At 70.3% G+C, this 15,266-nt stretch carries 14 protein-coding genes and 1 riboswitch; of the genes, 11 read left to right on the forward strand and 3 right to left on the reverse strand.

The features are described 5' to 3' along the window. Positions 1 to 170: 170 nt before the first annotated feature. From ACFWFZ_RS22600 to ACFWFZ_RS22645, 10 genes are all read left to right on the forward strand, one after another. Positions 171 to 761, forward strand: coding sequence for a CDP-alcohol phosphatidyltransferase family protein (locus tag ACFWFZ_RS22600; protein ID WP_030658263.1), 591 nt, complete (start codon positions 171 to 173; stop codon positions 759 to 761). 100 nt (positions 762 to 861) lie between these two features. After that, positions 862 to 3,357: a sugar phosphate nucleotidyltransferase gene (locus tag ACFWFZ_RS22605; RefSeq protein WP_387124601.1), complete on the forward strand. Its 2,496-nt coding sequence runs from the start codon at positions 862 to 864 to the stop codon at positions 3,355 to 3,357. Positions 3,358 to 3,465: 108 nt separating this feature from the next. Next, the gene (locus ACFWFZ_RS22610; protein WP_387124602.1) at positions 3,466 to 4,374 is read left to right on the forward strand and encodes a DUF881 domain-containing protein; all 909 of its coding nucleotides are present in this window, start codon (positions 3,466 to 3,468) and stop codon (positions 4,372 to 4,374) included. Beyond that, the gene (locus ACFWFZ_RS22615) at positions 4,371 to 4,703 is read left to right on the forward strand and encodes a small basic family protein (RefSeq protein ID WP_030722407.1); all 333 of its coding nucleotides are present in this window, start codon (positions 4,371 to 4,373) and stop codon (positions 4,701 to 4,703) included. The genes ACFWFZ_RS22610 and ACFWFZ_RS22615 overlap by 4 nt, the downstream gene beginning before the upstream one ends. A 5-nt stretch (positions 4,704 to 4,708) precedes the next feature. Next, positions 4,709 to 5,518 carry a DUF881 domain-containing protein gene (locus ACFWFZ_RS22620; RefSeq protein WP_387124603.1) on the forward strand — a complete coding sequence of 270 codons (810 nt, stop codon included), beginning with the start codon at positions 4,709 to 4,711 and terminating at the stop codon, positions 5,516 to 5,518. Positions 5,519 to 5,600: 82 nt separating this feature from the next. Next, a complete protein-coding gene (locus ACFWFZ_RS22625) occupies positions 5,601 to 6,539 on the forward strand; it encodes an FHA domain-containing protein (protein WP_387124733.1) in 939 nt (312 codons plus the stop codon). Positions 6,540 to 6,582: 43 nt separating this feature from the next. Next, positions 6,583 to 7,353 carry a MerR family transcriptional regulator gene (locus tag ACFWFZ_RS22630; RefSeq protein WP_387124604.1) on the forward strand — a complete coding sequence of 257 codons (771 nt, stop codon included), beginning with the start codon at positions 6,583 to 6,585 and terminating at the stop codon, positions 7,351 to 7,353. A gap of 63 nt (positions 7,354 to 7,416) precedes the next feature. Then, on the forward strand, positions 7,417 to 7,890 hold the full coding sequence (locus ACFWFZ_RS22635; RefSeq protein ID WP_007262890.1) for a bifunctional nuclease family protein: 474 nt from the start codon (positions 7,417 to 7,419) through the stop codon (positions 7,888 to 7,890). A gap of 180 nt (positions 7,891 to 8,070) precedes the next feature. Further along, a complete protein-coding gene (locus ACFWFZ_RS22640) occupies positions 8,071 to 8,709 on the forward strand; it encodes a MerR family transcriptional regulator (protein WP_387124605.1) in 639 nt (212 codons plus the stop codon). A gap of 59 nt (positions 8,710 to 8,768) precedes the next feature. Then, a complete protein-coding gene (locus ACFWFZ_RS22645) occupies positions 8,769 to 10,229 on the forward strand; it encodes a DNA polymerase IV (RefSeq protein WP_387124606.1) in 1,461 nt (486 codons plus the stop codon). A 27-nt stretch (positions 10,230 to 10,256) separates the two neighbouring features. Here the strand turns inward: ACFWFZ_RS22645 and ACFWFZ_RS22650 are convergent, their stop codons facing one another. Continuing rightward, positions 10,257 to 10,622 (reverse strand): PRC-barrel domain-containing protein, encoded by a 366-nt coding sequence (locus tag ACFWFZ_RS22650; RefSeq protein WP_386463382.1) that lies wholly within the window; start codon positions 10,620 to 10,622, stop codon positions 10,257 to 10,259. A 112-nt stretch (positions 10,623 to 10,734) separates the two neighbouring features. Next, positions 10,735 to 10,834: riboswitch (glycine riboswitch) on the forward strand. A gap of 197 nt (positions 10,835 to 11,031) precedes the next feature. Between ACFWFZ_RS22650 and gcvP the strand changes: the two genes are divergently transcribed. Next, entirely contained in the window at positions 11,032 to 13,917 is a 2,886-nt protein-coding gene (gcvP, locus tag ACFWFZ_RS22655; RefSeq protein WP_387124607.1) for an aminomethyl-transferring glycine dehydrogenase, read from the forward strand. A gap of 103 nt (positions 13,918 to 14,020) precedes the next feature. Here the strand turns inward: gcvP and ACFWFZ_RS22660 are convergent, their stop codons facing one another. Then, positions 14,021 to 14,209, reverse strand: a complete 189-nt coding sequence (locus ACFWFZ_RS22660; protein ID WP_030009772.1) for a DUF5999 family protein — start codon at positions 14,207 to 14,209, stop codon at positions 14,021 to 14,023. A gap of 261 nt (positions 14,210 to 14,470) precedes the next feature. Next, positions 14,471 to 15,091 (reverse strand): hypothetical protein, encoded by a 621-nt coding sequence (locus tag ACFWFZ_RS22665; protein ID WP_387124608.1) that lies wholly within the window; start codon positions 15,089 to 15,091, stop codon positions 14,471 to 14,473. Positions 15,092 to 15,266 lie beyond the last annotated feature (175 nt).

The raw sequence follows: 15,266 nt of genomic DNA on the forward strand, positions 1-15,266 counted from the left end.
GGACCCTGTGGGAGAGTAGGACGCCGCCGAACAATCATTGTGGGAAAGCCCCGCACCAGCCCGTTCAGGGTCCGGTGCGGGGCTTTTCTGCGTTCCGGACACCTGTGTGGGTTCCTGTAGGGTCAGGGGGCATCGAACGACCATTTCTACCGTCACAGTGGAGGCCCCGGGTGGAGGTCCAGGAGACTCGGGTTCAGACTGACCGAATTTTCACCATTCCCAACATCCTGAGCATGGCCCGCCTCGCCGGCGTGCCCCTGTTCCTGTGGCTGATCCTCGCGGAGTACGACGGGTGGGCGCTGGCCGTCCTCATGCTCAGCGGGATCAGCGACTACCTCGACGGGAAGCTCGCCCGGCGCTGGAATCAGATCAGCAAGCTGGGCCGGCTGCTGGATCCCGCCGCGGACCGCCTCTACATCCTGTCGACGCTGTTCGGTCTGACCTATCGCGAGATCCTGCCGCTGTGGCTCACCGGGGCGCTCCTCGCGCGCGAGCTGATGTTGCTGGTCATGGTGTGGATCCTGCGCCGCCACGGATATCCGCCGCCTCAGGTCAACTTCCTCGGCAAGGCCGCGACCTTCAACCTGATGTACGCCTTCCCGTTGCTCCTGCTCAGTGACGGAAGCGGCTGGTTGGCCTGGTTGGCGTCAGTTTTCGGATGGGCGTTCGCTGGATGGGGTACAACCCTCTATTGGTGGGCAGGAATCCTTTACGTGGTTCAAGTCCGCCGACTGGTGAAGGCTGACGCCACGGCCGATTGAGCCCGCCCTACGCCGGATGACGCGGAGGAGTCGCGAAGTCGCCGAACGAGGCGGGTGAGAGTCGGCACGACTGTCATCTCTCAAGGAGGACTCTTCCGACATGAAGGCCGTCGTGATGGCCGGTGGCGAGGGCACACGCCTTCGTCCCATGACCTCGAGCATGCCCAAGCCGCTCCTGCCGGTGGCGAACCGCCCGATCATGGAGCACGTACTCAGGTTGCTCAAGCGGCACGGGCTCAACGAGACCGTGGTCACCGTGCAGTTCCTGGCGTCGCTCGTCAAGAACTACTTCGGTGACGGTGAAGAGCTCGGTATGGAGCTCACCTATGCCAATGAGGAAAAGCCACTCGGGACCGCCGGCAGCGTGAAGAATGCCGAGGAGGCCTTGAAGGATGACGCCTTCGTCGTCATTTCGGGCGATGCGCTGACCGACTTCGACCTCACCGACCTGATCCGCTTCCACAAGGAGAAGGGCGCACTCGTCACGGTGTGCCTGACCCGGGTCCCGAACCCGCTGGAATTCGGCATCACCATCGTCGACGAGGAAGGCAAGGTCGAGCGCTTCCTGGAGAAGCCGACCTGGGGCCAGGTGTTCTCGGACACCGTCAACACCGGCATCTACGTCATGGAGCCCGAGGTCTTCGACTACGTCGACGCGGACGTCTCGGTCGACTGGTCCAGCGACGTCTTCCCCCAGCTGATGAAGGAAGGCCAGCCGATCTACGGCTACGTGGCCGAGGGCTACTGGGAGGACGTGGGCACGCACGAGAGCTACGTCAAGGCGCAGGCCGACGTGCTCGAAGGCAAGGTCGAGGTCGAGATGGACGGCTTCGAGATCTCGCCGGGCGTGTGGGTCGCCGAAGGAGCCGAGGTCAGCCCGGACGCCGTGCTGCGCGGACCCCTCTACATCGGGGACTACGCCAAGATCGAGGCCGGTGTGGAGATCCGCGAGCACACCGTCATCGGGTCGAACGTCGTCGTCAAGAGCGGAGCCTTCCTCCACCGGGCCGTCATCCACGACAACGTCTACATCGGCCCCCACAGCAACCTCCGTGGCTGCGTCATCGGCAAGAACACCGACATCATGCGCGCGGCACGCATCGAGGACGGCGCCGTCATCGGCGACGAGTGCCTCGTCGGTGAGGAATCGATCGTCCAGGGGAACGTGCGCGTCTACCCCTTCAAGACGATCGAGGCCGGCGCCTTCGTCAACACCTCCGTCATCTGGGAGTCCCGCGGACAGGCCCACCTCTTCGGCGCGCGCGGAGTCTCCGGGATCCTGAACGTCGAGATCACCCCCGAACTCGTCGTCCGGCTGGCCGGCGCCTACGCCACCACCTTGAAGAAGGGCGCGATCGTCACCACGGCCCGCGACCACTCCCGCGGCGCCCGAGCGCTCAAGCGGGCCGTGATCTCGGCACTCCAGGCCAGCGCGATCAACGTACGGGACCTGGAGAACGTACCGCTGCCCGTGGCGCGGCAGCAGACCGCGAGAGGCAGCGCCGGCGGGATCGTCCTGCGGACCTCGCCCGGAGTGCCCGACTCCGTCGACATCATGTTCCTCGACGAGCGCGGAGCGGATCTCTCGCTCCAGCAGCAGCGCAAGCTGGACCGCGTGTACGCACGCCAGGAGTACCGGCGGGCGTTCCCCGGCGAGATCGGCGACCTGCAGTTCCCGGGCAGCGTCTTCGACGCCTACACCGGCTCGCTGCTGCGGCGGGTGGACACCACGGGGATCGCAGACGCCGGGCTCAAGGTCGTCGTCGACGCCACCAACGGCAGCGCCGGGCTCGTCATGCCGAGCCTCCTGGGACGGCTCGGGGTGGACGCCCTGACGATCAACCCGGGACTCGACGAGTCCAGGCCGACGGAGACCGCCGAGTCCCGGCGGGCCGGCCTGGTGCGGCTGGGCGAGATCGTGGCCTCGGCGCGGGCGGCCTTCGGCGTGCGGTTCGACCCGGTGGGCGAGCGCATCTCCCTCGTCGACGAACGCGGGCGGATCATCGAGGACGACCGGGCGCTGCTCGTCATGCTCGACCTGGTGGCCGCGGAGAAGCGCAGCGGCAAGGTCGCGCTCCCGGTGACCACGACCCGCGTCGCCGAGCAGGTGGCGGCCTACCACGGCACGCAGGTGGAATGGACGACGACCTCGCCCGACGACCTGACCCGGGTCGGGCGGGCCGAGAGCACCATCTTCGGCGGAGACGGCCGGGGCGGCTTCATCGTTCCGGAGTTCAGCAGCGTCTTCGACGGCTCGGCGGCGTTCGTGCAGCTGCTCGGCCTGGTGGCGCGCACCCAGCTCACCCTGAGCCAGATCGACGCCCGGATTCCGCGGGCGCACGTGCTCAAGCGGGATGTGCCGACGCCGTGGGCGGTGAAGGGGCTCGTCATGAGGCGGGTCGTGGAAGCGGCCGGAGACCGGCAGGTGGACACCACCGACGGGGTGCGGGTGGTCGAGGCCGACGGACGGTGGGCGCTGGTCCTGCCGGACCCGGCGGAGGCCGTGACGCACCTGTGGGCAGAGGGCCCCGACGACGCCTCCGCGCAGGCACTGCTCGACGAGTGGGCGGCCGTGGTGGACGGCGCCGGGCACTGAGTGCCCGGCGGGCGCTGACGTAGGGCGAAGGTCCGGTGGGCCGGGACGGGGGAGTAGCCCGGCCCACCGAATGGACGCATTGGGTGTGTGCGGCGCCGACATGCGACGATGTGCGGCATGTCGCAGCCGCCCCACAACCGGACTCCGGCGTCTTCCGTGCCAGCGCGCCCGGACGCCTCCATGTCGCTGCTGACGCACGTGATGGACCACAGCCTCGACGAGGGCTACGCGGAGGCGACGGCCCGGCGCGAGGCGGACGGCACGGCCGGTCTGCTCCGTACCCTCAAGGCCAAACTGGGTCTCGCCGCCGGGCTCGTGATCGCCGCGATGGTCGTCACGCTCGGCGCCGCCGAGGCGCGCGTGGACGCGCCGGTGCTCGCGAAGGAGCGCCAGGAACTGATCGACCGGGTGCACCGCGCCGACGAGCGCGCGGACGCCCTGGAGCAGGACATCGACCGGCTGCGGACCGATGTCGCCTCACGTCAGCGCGCGGCCCTCAAGCAACCTGGCGGGAGCCAGGGCGAGCTGGTCGCGTTGCTCTCCGGTGCCACCGAGGTCCGTGGGCCAGGGGTCAGGCTGGTCGTGGACGACGCGAAGGGCTCCTCCACGGGTGACGGCGGCAAACCGCGCGAGAGCAGCGGCTTCTCGGACACCGGCCGACTCCGCGACCGTGACATGCAGAAGATCGTCAACGGGCTGTGGCAGTCGGGCGCCGAGGCGATCTCGATCAACGGGCAGCGGCTGACCGAGCTGTCGGCGATCAGGGCCGCGGGCGACGCGATACTGGTCGACAACCGGCCGCTCGTGCCGCCGTACGAGGTGCTGGCGGTGGGGGACAAGAAACGGCTCGGCCCGGCCTTCCAGGATTCGGCGGACGGCCAGTACCTGCACGTGCTGCAGGAGAGCTACGGGATCCGCGCCACCCTGTCCGCGGCCGACGAGCTCCGGCTGCCGCCCGCATCGAGCCTGATCGTACGTACAGCCACAGCAGCAGAGCAGCAGAAGGGTGCATCGTGATCGCGGTCCTGGGCCTCTTGGCCGGAGTGGTGGTCGGACTTCTGGTCCGGCCCGAGGTACCGGCCGTGGTGGAGCCTTATCTGCCCATCGCCGTGGTGGCGGCGCTGGACGCGGTGTTCGGCGGTCTGCGCGCCATGCTGGACGGCATCTTCGTGGACAAGGTCTTCGTCGTGTCGTTCCTGTCGAACGTCGTCGTGGCCGCGCTGATCGTCTTCCTCGGCGACAAGCTGGGCGTCGGCTCGCAGCTGTCCACCGGAGTGGTCGTCGTCTTCGGCATCCGCATCTTCTCCAACGCCGCGGCCATCCGCCGGCACGTGTTCCGGGCGTGATGGGGATGCGTGCGAACGACACCCCGGCCGAGGAACCGAATGTCCCGGAACAGCCTCTTGAAGAGGGAAAGGCACAGGCCGAGCCGGTTGCCGAGGAGACGGGCCGGCAGCGGCTCGCCGCGGGGCTGTGGCCGCCGCGGGTGAGCAGGGCCCAACTGATCGTCGCGCTGCTGCTGTTCGTCCTGGGGCTGGGGCTGGCCATCCAGGTCCGCTCGAACAGCGACTCCAGCGCGCTGCGCGGGGCCCGGCAGGAGGACCTCGTACGGATCCTCGACGAGCTCGACGGCCGGACCAAGCGGCTGGAGGACGAGAAGCAGCGGTTGGAGGATCAGCGGCGGGAGCTGGAGAGCAGCTCCAACCAGGCGGAGGAGGCCCGGAGGCAGACCGTGGAGAAGGAACGTCAACTCGGCATCCTGGCCGGTACCGTGGCCGCACAGGGACCGGGCATCACGCTCAAGATCACTGATCCCACCGGGCAGGTGCAGTCCGACCAGCTGCTGGACACGCTCCAGGAGCTGCGGGCCGCCGGGGCCGAGGCGATCCAGATCAACGGGGTGCGCATCGTGGCAGGCTCGTACTTCTCGGACGAGAACGGCGGGGTCGGGATCGACGGCAAGAAGATCACACAACCCTACGAGTTCCGGGTGATCGGCAAGCCGCAGGATCTGGAGCCGGCGCTCAACATCCCCGGCGGTGTCGTCCAGACGTTGGAGAAGGAGCAGGCCACGGTCGCCGTCACACGGTCGGCGAAGATCGTTGTGGATGCCTTGCGGGCTGCGAAGCAGCCTGACTACGCTCGGTCGTCATCGGGATGAAGCGGAGTGGAGGGTGGAGCGGCGCACGCGGGCCGATGCCTGCGGGGGGTCGCCGCACCGAAGTTGCGGTGCGTGGTGGAAACTGTCTGGTGGTTACGGACGTTGTGAGAATGTCCGGGTCGGCAGGTGTCTGCATTCGGAGTTCGTCCTGCCCCACGGGCGGGTCTGTTTCAGTCAAGGGGAATCGCCCGTGAAGTTGTTTGAGAAGTTGTTCGGCAAGAAGAACCGCGAGGAGAGCGGCGCGGCGAGGCACCGCGCCGGCGGCGCGGAAGGGCAGGGTGACCGCCCGCTGTTCCGCGACGAGGTCGCCGGTGAGGGCGAGGTTCCGGGTGCCCCCGGCGCGTCGTCTGTTGACCCTGCCGGTACCGGCCGCATAGGTTTCGGTGAACCATCAACCTCAAGTGCGGGTGGAGGGTTTACCTCCGACCCGTATGCCACCAATGCCTCCGCGGGGCAGCCGCGGCGCGAGGAGCCGTCCATGTCGGCCGAGCAGGTTTGCAGCAGGTGCGGACACCGTAGCGATGCGGCCAGCCGGTTCTGCTCCAACTGCGGAGCGCCGCTGCGGGCGGGCCTGACGCCGGAGCGTGCCTCGGAGACCACGTCCACCATCTCGATCTCGGGCCTGGAGGCCTACGAGGCCGAGGTGTCGGGCCAGACGCACGTGTCGTCCTCACTGTCCCCCGAGGCCCAGGCCGCGGTGGAGGCGCTCCCGCCCGGTTCCGCCCTGCTCATCGTGCGGCGCGGTCCCAACTCCGGAAGCCGCTTCCTGCTGGACGGCGAGCTGACCACGGCCGGCCGGCACCCGCAGAGCGACATCTTCCTGGACGACGTCACCGTCTCCCGGCGCCATGTCGAATTCCGCAGGAGCCAGGACGGGGGCTTCACCGTGGCCGATGTCGGCAGCCTCAACGGCACGTACGTCAACCGTGAGCCGATCGACTCCGCCGCCCTGCACAACGGCGACGAGGTGCAGATCGGCAAGTACCGGCTGGTCTTCTACGCGAGCCTGCGGGGCGTCTGACCCTCCCCCGGACCCGGTCCGGGGGCACCCGAGGGAAGGTCCCATGCTGCGCAATCCGACAGGCGGCGCCGGCAACGGCTCCGCCGGCTCGGCCGGGCGGCTGGTGAGCATCGGCACGGTGCTCACCACGCTGCGTGACGAGTTCCCCGAAGTCACGATCTCGAAGATCCGTTTTCTGGAGGCGGAGGGGCTGGTCGAGCCCCGGCGCACACCTTCCGGATACCGCAAGTTCAGCACGGAGGACGTGGAGCGCCTCGCCCGCATCCTGCGCCTGCAGCGCGACCACTACCTGCCGCTGAAGGTCATCCGCGAGCAGCTCGACGCGCTCGCCCGCGGTGAGCGGATCCGCATCCCCGCGCCCACGGCGCAGGGCGACGCCGCCGACCCGTCCGATCCTGCGGGCCCCGCCGCCGTCTACGGCGAGGTGGGGCAGGAGCGGCCTCCCGCGGCCCGTGTGGGGCGGGCGGAGCTGCTCGCGGCCGTCGGCGTGGACGAGGGCCAGCTGGCCGAGTGGGAGTCGTACGGGCTGCTCGCCGAGACGCCGGGCGGCGGGTTCGACGCCGACGCGGTCACAGTCGCCCGGCTCGTGGCCGACCTGGGGCGTTTCGGACTGGAGCCGCGGCACCTGCGCGCGATGAAGGCGGCGGCCGACCGCGAGGCGGGGCTGGTGGAGCAGGTCGTCGCACCACTGCGCAAGCACCGCAACCCGCAGACCAGGGCCCATGCCGAGGCCACGATGAAGGAGCTCGCGGGGCTCTCCGTACGACTGCACGAGGCCCTGGTGCAGACCGCTCTCGGCGTCCGGTTGCGCTGAGCGCGCCGGTGGAGGTGGAGCCCCGACTACCCAAACCTGCCGAGCAGGTCCTAGGGTTGCTGTGTGAACGAGCTCGACGTTGTGGGTGTCCGGGTGGAAATGCCCTCCAACCAACCGATCGTGCTCCTGCGTGAAGTGGGAGGCGACCGGTACCTCCCCATCTGGATCGGTCCGGGGGAGGCTACGGCCATTGCCTTCGCCCAGCAGGGGATGGCGCCTGCCCGGCCGCTGACGCACGACCTCTTCAAGGACGTGCTGGAGGCGGTCGGTGAGGAGCTCACCGAGGTCCGGATCACGGATCTGCGGGAGGGCGTCTTCTACGCGGAGCTCGTCTTCGCCAGCGGGGTCGAGGTGAGCGCGCGGCCGTCGGACGCCATAGCGCTCGCCCTGCGGACGGGTACGCCGATCTACGGCAGTGACGGCGTCCTGGACGACGCCGGAATCGCCATCCCGGACGAGCAGGAGGACGAGGTGGAGAAGTTCCGCGAGTTCCTCGACCAGATCTCACCGGAGGACTTCGGCACCGGCCCGCAGTGAGATTCCGGCCACGTCGTCCGCGGCGGGTTCGAGCCCATTCGGTTAGGCCTTCCCCGCGGACGGACACGGGAAACCACTCTCAGGGTGATTATCACTCGGCGTGCCGAGTGTGGCGATCGTTGACGCACCCCTGGTGACTGCCTACCTTCGAGGTGGGCAGGTCAAGGACGGAGGGTCGGCGTGAGGATCACGGGCGACGGTACGACCGGGGGCACCCCCGTACGGAGTGGCACCGGGCCGTACCCGCTGCACGGTGGTGCGGTTGGATCCGCGCGGCGTCAGCCGGAGTCGACGCCGGTCCAGCCGGTGGGCGGGGACCCGGCGCCCGAGCAGATCGGCTACCGCGGTCCGACGGCGTGCGCCGCGGCCGGCATCACCTACCGGCAGCTCGACTACTGGGCGCGCACCGGGCTGGTGGAGCCCAGCGTGCGGGCCGCGTACGGCTCGGGGACGCAGCGCCTCTACAGCTTCCGCGACGTCGTGGTCCTCAAGATCGTCAAGCGCTTCCTTGACACCGGTGTGGCGCTGCAGAACATCCGCACGGCGGTGCGGCACCTGCACGACCGCGACCTCGCGGACCTTGAGCGGATGACGCTGATGAGCGACGGCGCCACGGTGTACGAGTGCACCTCGCCGGACCAGGTCGTGAGCCTCCTCCAGGGCGGGCAGGGCGTTTTCGGCATCGCCGTGGGCGTGGTGTGGCGAGATGTGGAGAGCGCGCTGTCGCAGCTGCACGGGGAGCGGGTGGACACCGGCGAGACCCTGGTCGGGCAGAACCCGAGGGACGAGCTGGCGGCCCGCCGCAACCGCGCGGTCTGAGCGGGCGGACCCGGGGCGTGCCCACGGCGATGTCAGTGGTGTAGGGCAGCATCGGTGCTGTGAGAGCCGCTCCGACCATCCTGCATCTGGACATGGACGCCTTCTACGCCTCTGTCGAGCAGGCGTCGAAGCCGAGCCTGCGCGGCAAGGCCGTCATCGTCGGCGGACTCGGGCCGCGCGGGGTCGTCGCCACCGCCTCGTACGAGGCCAGGCGGTTCGGGGTGCACTCGGCCATGCCGATGGGCCAGGCACGCAGGCTCTGCCCGAACGGCGCCTACCTGATCCCGCGCTTCACGCTCTACCGGCAGGTCAGCGACATCGTGATGGCCATGCTGCGGGAACTGTCCCCGCTGGTGGAGCCGCTCAGCCTGGACGAGGCCTTCGTGGACCTGGAGGCGGGCGGCGTCGCCTTCGACTCGGACTCCGCGCGGGCCACGGGCGAGAGGCTGCGGGCCGGTATCAGGGCCGCCACGGGGCTCAGCGGGTCCGTGGGGCTGGCCGGGTCGAAGATGCTGGCCAAGGTGGCCTCCGAGGAGGCCAAGCCGGCCGGGCTGCTGCTCATCGAGCCCGGGACCGAGCGGGAGCTGCTCGCGCCGATGTCCGTACGGACCCTGCCCGGGGTGGGGCCGGCCACGGGGGAACACCTGCGCCGCGCCGGGATCACCACCGTGGGGGAGCTGGCGGAGGCCGGGGAGGACGAGCTGGTCCGGATGGTCGGTCGCGCGCACGGCGCGGGGCTGTACCGGATGGCGCTGGGGCTGGACGACCGGCCGGTGGTCGCGGAGCGGGACGCGAAGTCGGTGTCGGTCGAGGACACCTTCGACGTGGACCTCCACGACCGGGTGCGGATCCGCGGCGAGGTGCAGCGGCTCGCCGACCGGTGCGTGCAGAGGCTGAGGGGCTCCGGGCACTCGGGCCGCACGATCGTGCTCAAGGTGCGGCGCTACGACTTCTCCACGCTGACGCGGTCCGAGACGCTGCGCGGGCCCACGGACGATCCGGCGGTGGTGCGGGAGGCCGCCGCACGGCTGCTGGAGGCCGTGGACACCACGGGCGGGGTGCGACTGCTGGGGGTGGGGGTGACGGGGCTCGCGGACTACACGCAGGAGGACCTCTTCGCGCAGTCGTCCGCAACGCAGGCGCCGGACGAGGACCGCGGCGCGGGTGGTACACCCGGGGCAGGCGGTACGGATGGCGCGGGCGGTACGGGCGGTACGGGCGGTACGGGCGGTGGGGCCGGGGCAGCGGAGCCGGAGGCCGCCGGCGGGGGCACGGGGCCTCTGGAGGGGCCGGAGCAGCCCGGTGAGCCGCGGGAGGCTCCGGAGCGCCGCTGGACGGCCGGGAGCGACGTACAGCACGTCCTGTACGGGCCGGGGTGGGTGCAGGGCAGCGGGGTCGGGCGGGTCACCGTGCGGTTCGAGCAGCCCGGCTCGGAGCCCGGCCGGGTGCGGACCTTCCGGGTGGACGACCCCGACCTGGCGCCGTCCGACCCGCTGCCGCTGGTGGGGGACCCGTCGTAGGAGGGGAGGGCGCGGCTGGACCGGGGCTCAGCCCTCGTCGCCCGCCAGGCGGCCGAAGTCGCGGTGGAAGTCGGACGGAAGGGTCGTGTCCAGGCCGTAGTGGTGGTAGAGCTGGAGTTCCTGCTCGGGAGAGAGGTGGCGGCCGACGCCGAAATCCGGTGCGTCCTTGATGAGGGAGCGTTCGAAGGGCACCCGCAGGGTCTCGCCGACCATCTCGCTCGGCTCCAGCGGGACGAAGGCGTCCCGGCCGAACAGGCCGGTGCGCACGGCCGCCCATTCCGGGACACCCGTGGCATCGTCGAGGTAGACCTCGTCGATGGTGCCGATCTTGGCACCGTTGCGGTCGAACGCCTTGCGGCCGATCAGGCTGCGCGGATCGATGTCGGTCTGCACGGTCCCTCCAAATGGTCGCAACTGCTCCGTAATGACTACAGAAGTGCATTTCCCCACAAGAGGCCACTCGGGGAGTCCCTTGAACCCCGCTGGTAGTCTGGATGACGGCTGTCGACCCTGTGCGGGAGAGTCCTCCGAAATGAGCAAGACGGAGGCGCCGAAGGAGCAAATCCTCCCCGGAATCTCTCAGGCATACGTACCGCACGGACGAGGCCACTCTGGAAAGCAGGGGCGGTACCGGGCGCGCAGTGCCGGTCCTTCCCCTCACCGACGGTGAAAGCCGGATGCCCGCGGGAGACCCCCGTCACGTCCGGTGAAACTCTCAGGTTGAGATGACAGAGGGGGAGGCCGTCCGGGTGCCCGCGCCGTGGTGCCCCTCGCAGGTCATATGACCAGGAGGCCTCCGTACATGACCGCCAACCGCATTCCGCTCTCCCAGCTGGAGCGAGGCATCCCCTTCGAACAGCGCCACATCGGCCCGGATGCCGAGGCGCAGGCGAAGATGCTCGCCCACGTGGGCTACGGCTCCCTGGACGAACTGACCGCTGCCGCGGTCCCGGATGTGATCAAGACCGCCGACGCGCTCGACCTGCCCGAGGCGCGGACCGAGGCCGAGGTGCTCGCCGAGCTGCGCTCGCTCGCCGACCGCAACCAGGTCCTCACCTCCATGATCGGTCTCGGCTACTACGGGACCTTCACCCCGCCGGTGATCCTCCGCAACGTCATGGAGAACCCGGCCTGGTACACGGCGTACACGCCCTACCAGCCGGAGATCTCGCAGGGCCGCCTCGAAGCCCTCCTGAACTTCCAGACGGTCGTCGCCGACCTCACCGGCCTGCCGACCTCGGGCGCCTCGCTGCTCGACGAGGGCACCGCGGCCGCCGAGGCCATGACCCTGGCCCGCCGTGTGGGCAAGGTCAAGGGCAACGTCTTCCTCGTCGACGCCGACGCCCTGCCGCAGACCGTGGCCGTCATCGAGACCCGCGCCGAGCCGATCGGCATCGAGGTCGTCGTCGCGGACCTCTCCGACGGCATCCCCGCCGAGATCGCCGAGCGCGGCGTCTACGGCGTCCTGATCCAGTACCCGGGCGCCTCCGGCGCCGTCCGGGACATCAAGCCGGTCATCGACCAGGCCCACGAGCTCGGTGCCATCGCCACCGTCTCCGCCGACCTGCTCGCCCTGACCCTGCTGAAGTCCCCGGGCGCCCTCGGCGCGGACATCGCGGTGGGCACCACCCAGCGCTTCGGCGTCCCGATGGGCTTCGGCGGCCCGCACGCCGGCTACATGGCCGTCCAGGACAAGCACGCCCGCTCGCTGCCCGGCCGCCTCGTCGGCGTCTCGGTGGACGCGGACGGCAACAAGGCCTACCGCCTGGCGCTGCAGACCCGCGAGCAGCACATCCGCCGCGAGAAGGCCACCAGCAACATCTGCACCGCCCAGGTCCTGCTCGCCGTCATGGCCGGCATGTACGCCGTCTACCACGGCCCGGACGGCCTGCGCACGATCGCGGGCCGCACCCACCGCTACGCGACGCTGCTCGCGGCCGGTCTGCGGGCCGGCGGGGTGGAGACCGTGCACGGCTCCTACTTCGACACCATCACGGTCCGCGTCCCGGGCCGTGCCGCCGAGGTCGTCGCCGCCGCCCGCGAGGGCGGGGTCAACCTCCACCAGGTCGACGCCGACCTCGTCTCCATCAGCTGCGACGAGACCACGCTGCGCGCCGACATCGAGGCCGTCTGGGCCGCCTTCGGTGTCACCGCGGACATCGAGGAGCTCGACGGGACCGCGGCGGACACCCTCCCCGAGGGCCTGCTGCGCTCGGACGCGTACCTGACGCACCCGGTCTTCCACCAGCACCGCTCCGAGACCGCGATGCTGCGCTACCTGCGCAAGCTCTCGGACAAGGACTACGCGCTGGACCGCGGCATGATCCCGCTGGGCTCCTGCACCATGAAGCTCAACGCGACCACCGAGATGGAGCCGGTGACCTGGCCCGAGTTCGGCCAGCTGCACCCCTTCGCCCCGGTGGAGCAGGCCGAGGGCTACCTCACGCTCATCAACGAGCTGGAGGAACGACTCTGCGAGGTCACCGGCTACGACAAGGTCTCCATCCAGCCGAACGCCGGCTCGCAGGGTGAACTCGCCGGCCTGCTGGCCGTGCGCGCCTACCACCGTGCGAACGGCGACGAGCAGCGCACCATCTGCCTCATCCCGTCCTCCGCGCACGGCACCAACGCCGCCAGCGCCGTCATGGCCGGCATGAAGGTCGTCGTCGTCAAGACGGCCGACGACGGCGAGGTGGACGCGGACGACCTGCGCGCCAAGATCGAGCAGTACCGCGACGAGCTCGCCGTGCTGATGATCACCTACCCGTCCACGCACGGTGTGTTCGAGGAGCACGTCGCCGACATCTGCGCCCAGGTCCACGAGGCCGGCGGCCAGGTCTACGTCGACGGCGCCAACCTGAACGCCCTGGTGGGCCTCGCCAAGCCGGGCCACTTCGGCGGCGACGTCTCGCACCTGAACCTGCACAAGACCTTCTGCATCCCGCACGGCGGCGGCGGTCCGGGCGTCGGCCCGGTCGGTGTCCGGGCCCACCTGGCCCCGTACCTGCCGAACCACCCGCTGCAGCCGACCGCCGGCCCGGAGACGGGCGTCGGTCCGATCTCGGCCGCGCCGTGGGGCTCCGCCGGCATCCTGCCGATCTCCTGGTCGTACGTGCGCCTCATGGGCGGTGAGGGCCTCAAGCGCGCCACCCAGGTGGCGGTGCTCGGCGCCAACTACATCGCCAAGCGCCTGGAGCCGCACTACCCGGTGCTCTACACCGGCCCGGGCAACCTGGTCGCGCACGAGTGCATCATCGACCTGCGCCCCCTGTCGAAGGCCACGGGCGTCAGCGTGGACGACATCGCCAAGCGCCTGATCGACTACGGCTTCCACGCGCCGACGATGTCCTTCCCGGTCGCCGGAACGCTCATGATCGAGCCGACGGAGTCGGAGGACCTCGCGGAGATCGACCGCTTCTGTGACGCGATGATCGCCATCCGCGCCGAGATCGAGCGGGTCGCGGGCGGCGAGTGGCCGGCCGACGACAACCCGCTCGCCAACGCCCCGCACACCGCGGCGGCGCTGGGCGGCGAGTGGAACCACCCCTACACCCGCGACGAGGCCGTCTTCCCGGGCGGGGTCACGGCCGCCGAGAAGTACTGGCCGCCGGTGCGCCGCATCGACGGCGCGTTCGGCGACCGCAACCTGGTGTGCTCCTGCCCGCCGCTGGACGAGTACGACGGCTGAGACTGAGGCGCCCCGCCGCTGAGGTCGGTCGTATGACATGACGAAAGGGGCCGGTCCGGGAGACTCTCCCGGACCGGCCCCTTTCGTCGTCGGGCCTCGCCGCCTACGCAGCCGCGAGCGGGCGGTGCGGGGCGATGATCTGCCCGTCCGGCAGCAGCTCACCGGTGTCCTCGAAGAGCAGGACGCCGTTGCACAGCAGGCTCCAGCCCTGTTCCGGGTGGTTGGCCACGGGGCGCGCGGCCTCCCGGTCGGCGGATTCGGCGGACGGGCAGGCTGGCTGGTGCTGGCACATGGATGCGTTCTTTCGCTGCGGTGTGGTCTGCGTGCTACGGCTCGATACCTGGTTCATGGCCGTCCCCCTGGGTCATCCCCGCAGCAGCGGGGCGCTTGCCATCAGTGTTCCCCCACGACAGCCGCTTCGCAGGGATTTCCCCGCAGCTGTCCTCATGGATTGATGACGCATCACTCGTGCGGGCGGTTCAGGCCAACTCCCCTGTCATTTCGGATGGTTCGCAGGTGACCCGGGCGGGCTAGGCCGAATGGGTCAATCGGGTCAGGCGGCGGGCGCGGCCAGCGACGGCGGGACCGGCGCCGTCGCGGGGGTGAGCCGATGGGTCAGCACGGGCAGGAGTTCGGAGACCGGATGCGGCCGGTAGGCGGCGATGCCGGGCGGCGCCGGGGCCAGCGGCACCAGCAGGTCCTCGCCGGCGGGCAGCCCGGCGGCTGCGTCCGCGCCCACCGCCCCGTGCAGCCACAGCGTCAGCATGTAGAGCTCCGGTACGGAGAGCAGCCGGGGCTGGTAGCTGGTGGCCAGCAGTTCGGCCTGGCGCAGCGCCCGCTCGGTGGCGGCGACGTAGGGGCCCTCGAAGAAATGGGAGAAGGCCCAGCCGTCGGGCGTCAGCCGGGTGTCCGCCGCCGCGACGTGGCGGTCCCCGCTGCGGATCAGGAACCGCCATCCGACGAGCCGGGTACGGGGCGGCCGGCCGGCGGACGCCAGGTCCGAGAGGTTCAGCCGGTCCAGGACATGGACGGGGAGGGGGAGTTCGGCGGTCAACTGCCCTTGGATCGTGCGCAGGGACGGGGTGTGCGCCTCATGGACGGCGGTGGGAGAACCGAGTGCCGCGAGGACGCTGCGCAGGGCGGGTGCGGGAGCCGGGGGGACATGCAGCGGCATGGTGGGTCGCCTCTCACTTGGGAGACCTGGGATCGGGGGCAGGTGCGGGACGGCGCTGTCGCATTCTGGGGCCAGAGGGGGGCCGAGGGGCAATGGCCGCGCGCCAACTCTCTGCCTCGTTTGCGGAGTTTATACGACATGTGTTCACGCAGTGTTTCGGCTAGCTGTCCCGCCT

Origin of the sequence: Streptomyces sp. NPDC060232, from assembly GCF_042726555.1 — a bacterium.
Classification (GTDB): domain Bacteria; phylum Actinomycetota; class Actinomycetes; order Streptomycetales; family Streptomycetaceae; genus Streptomyces.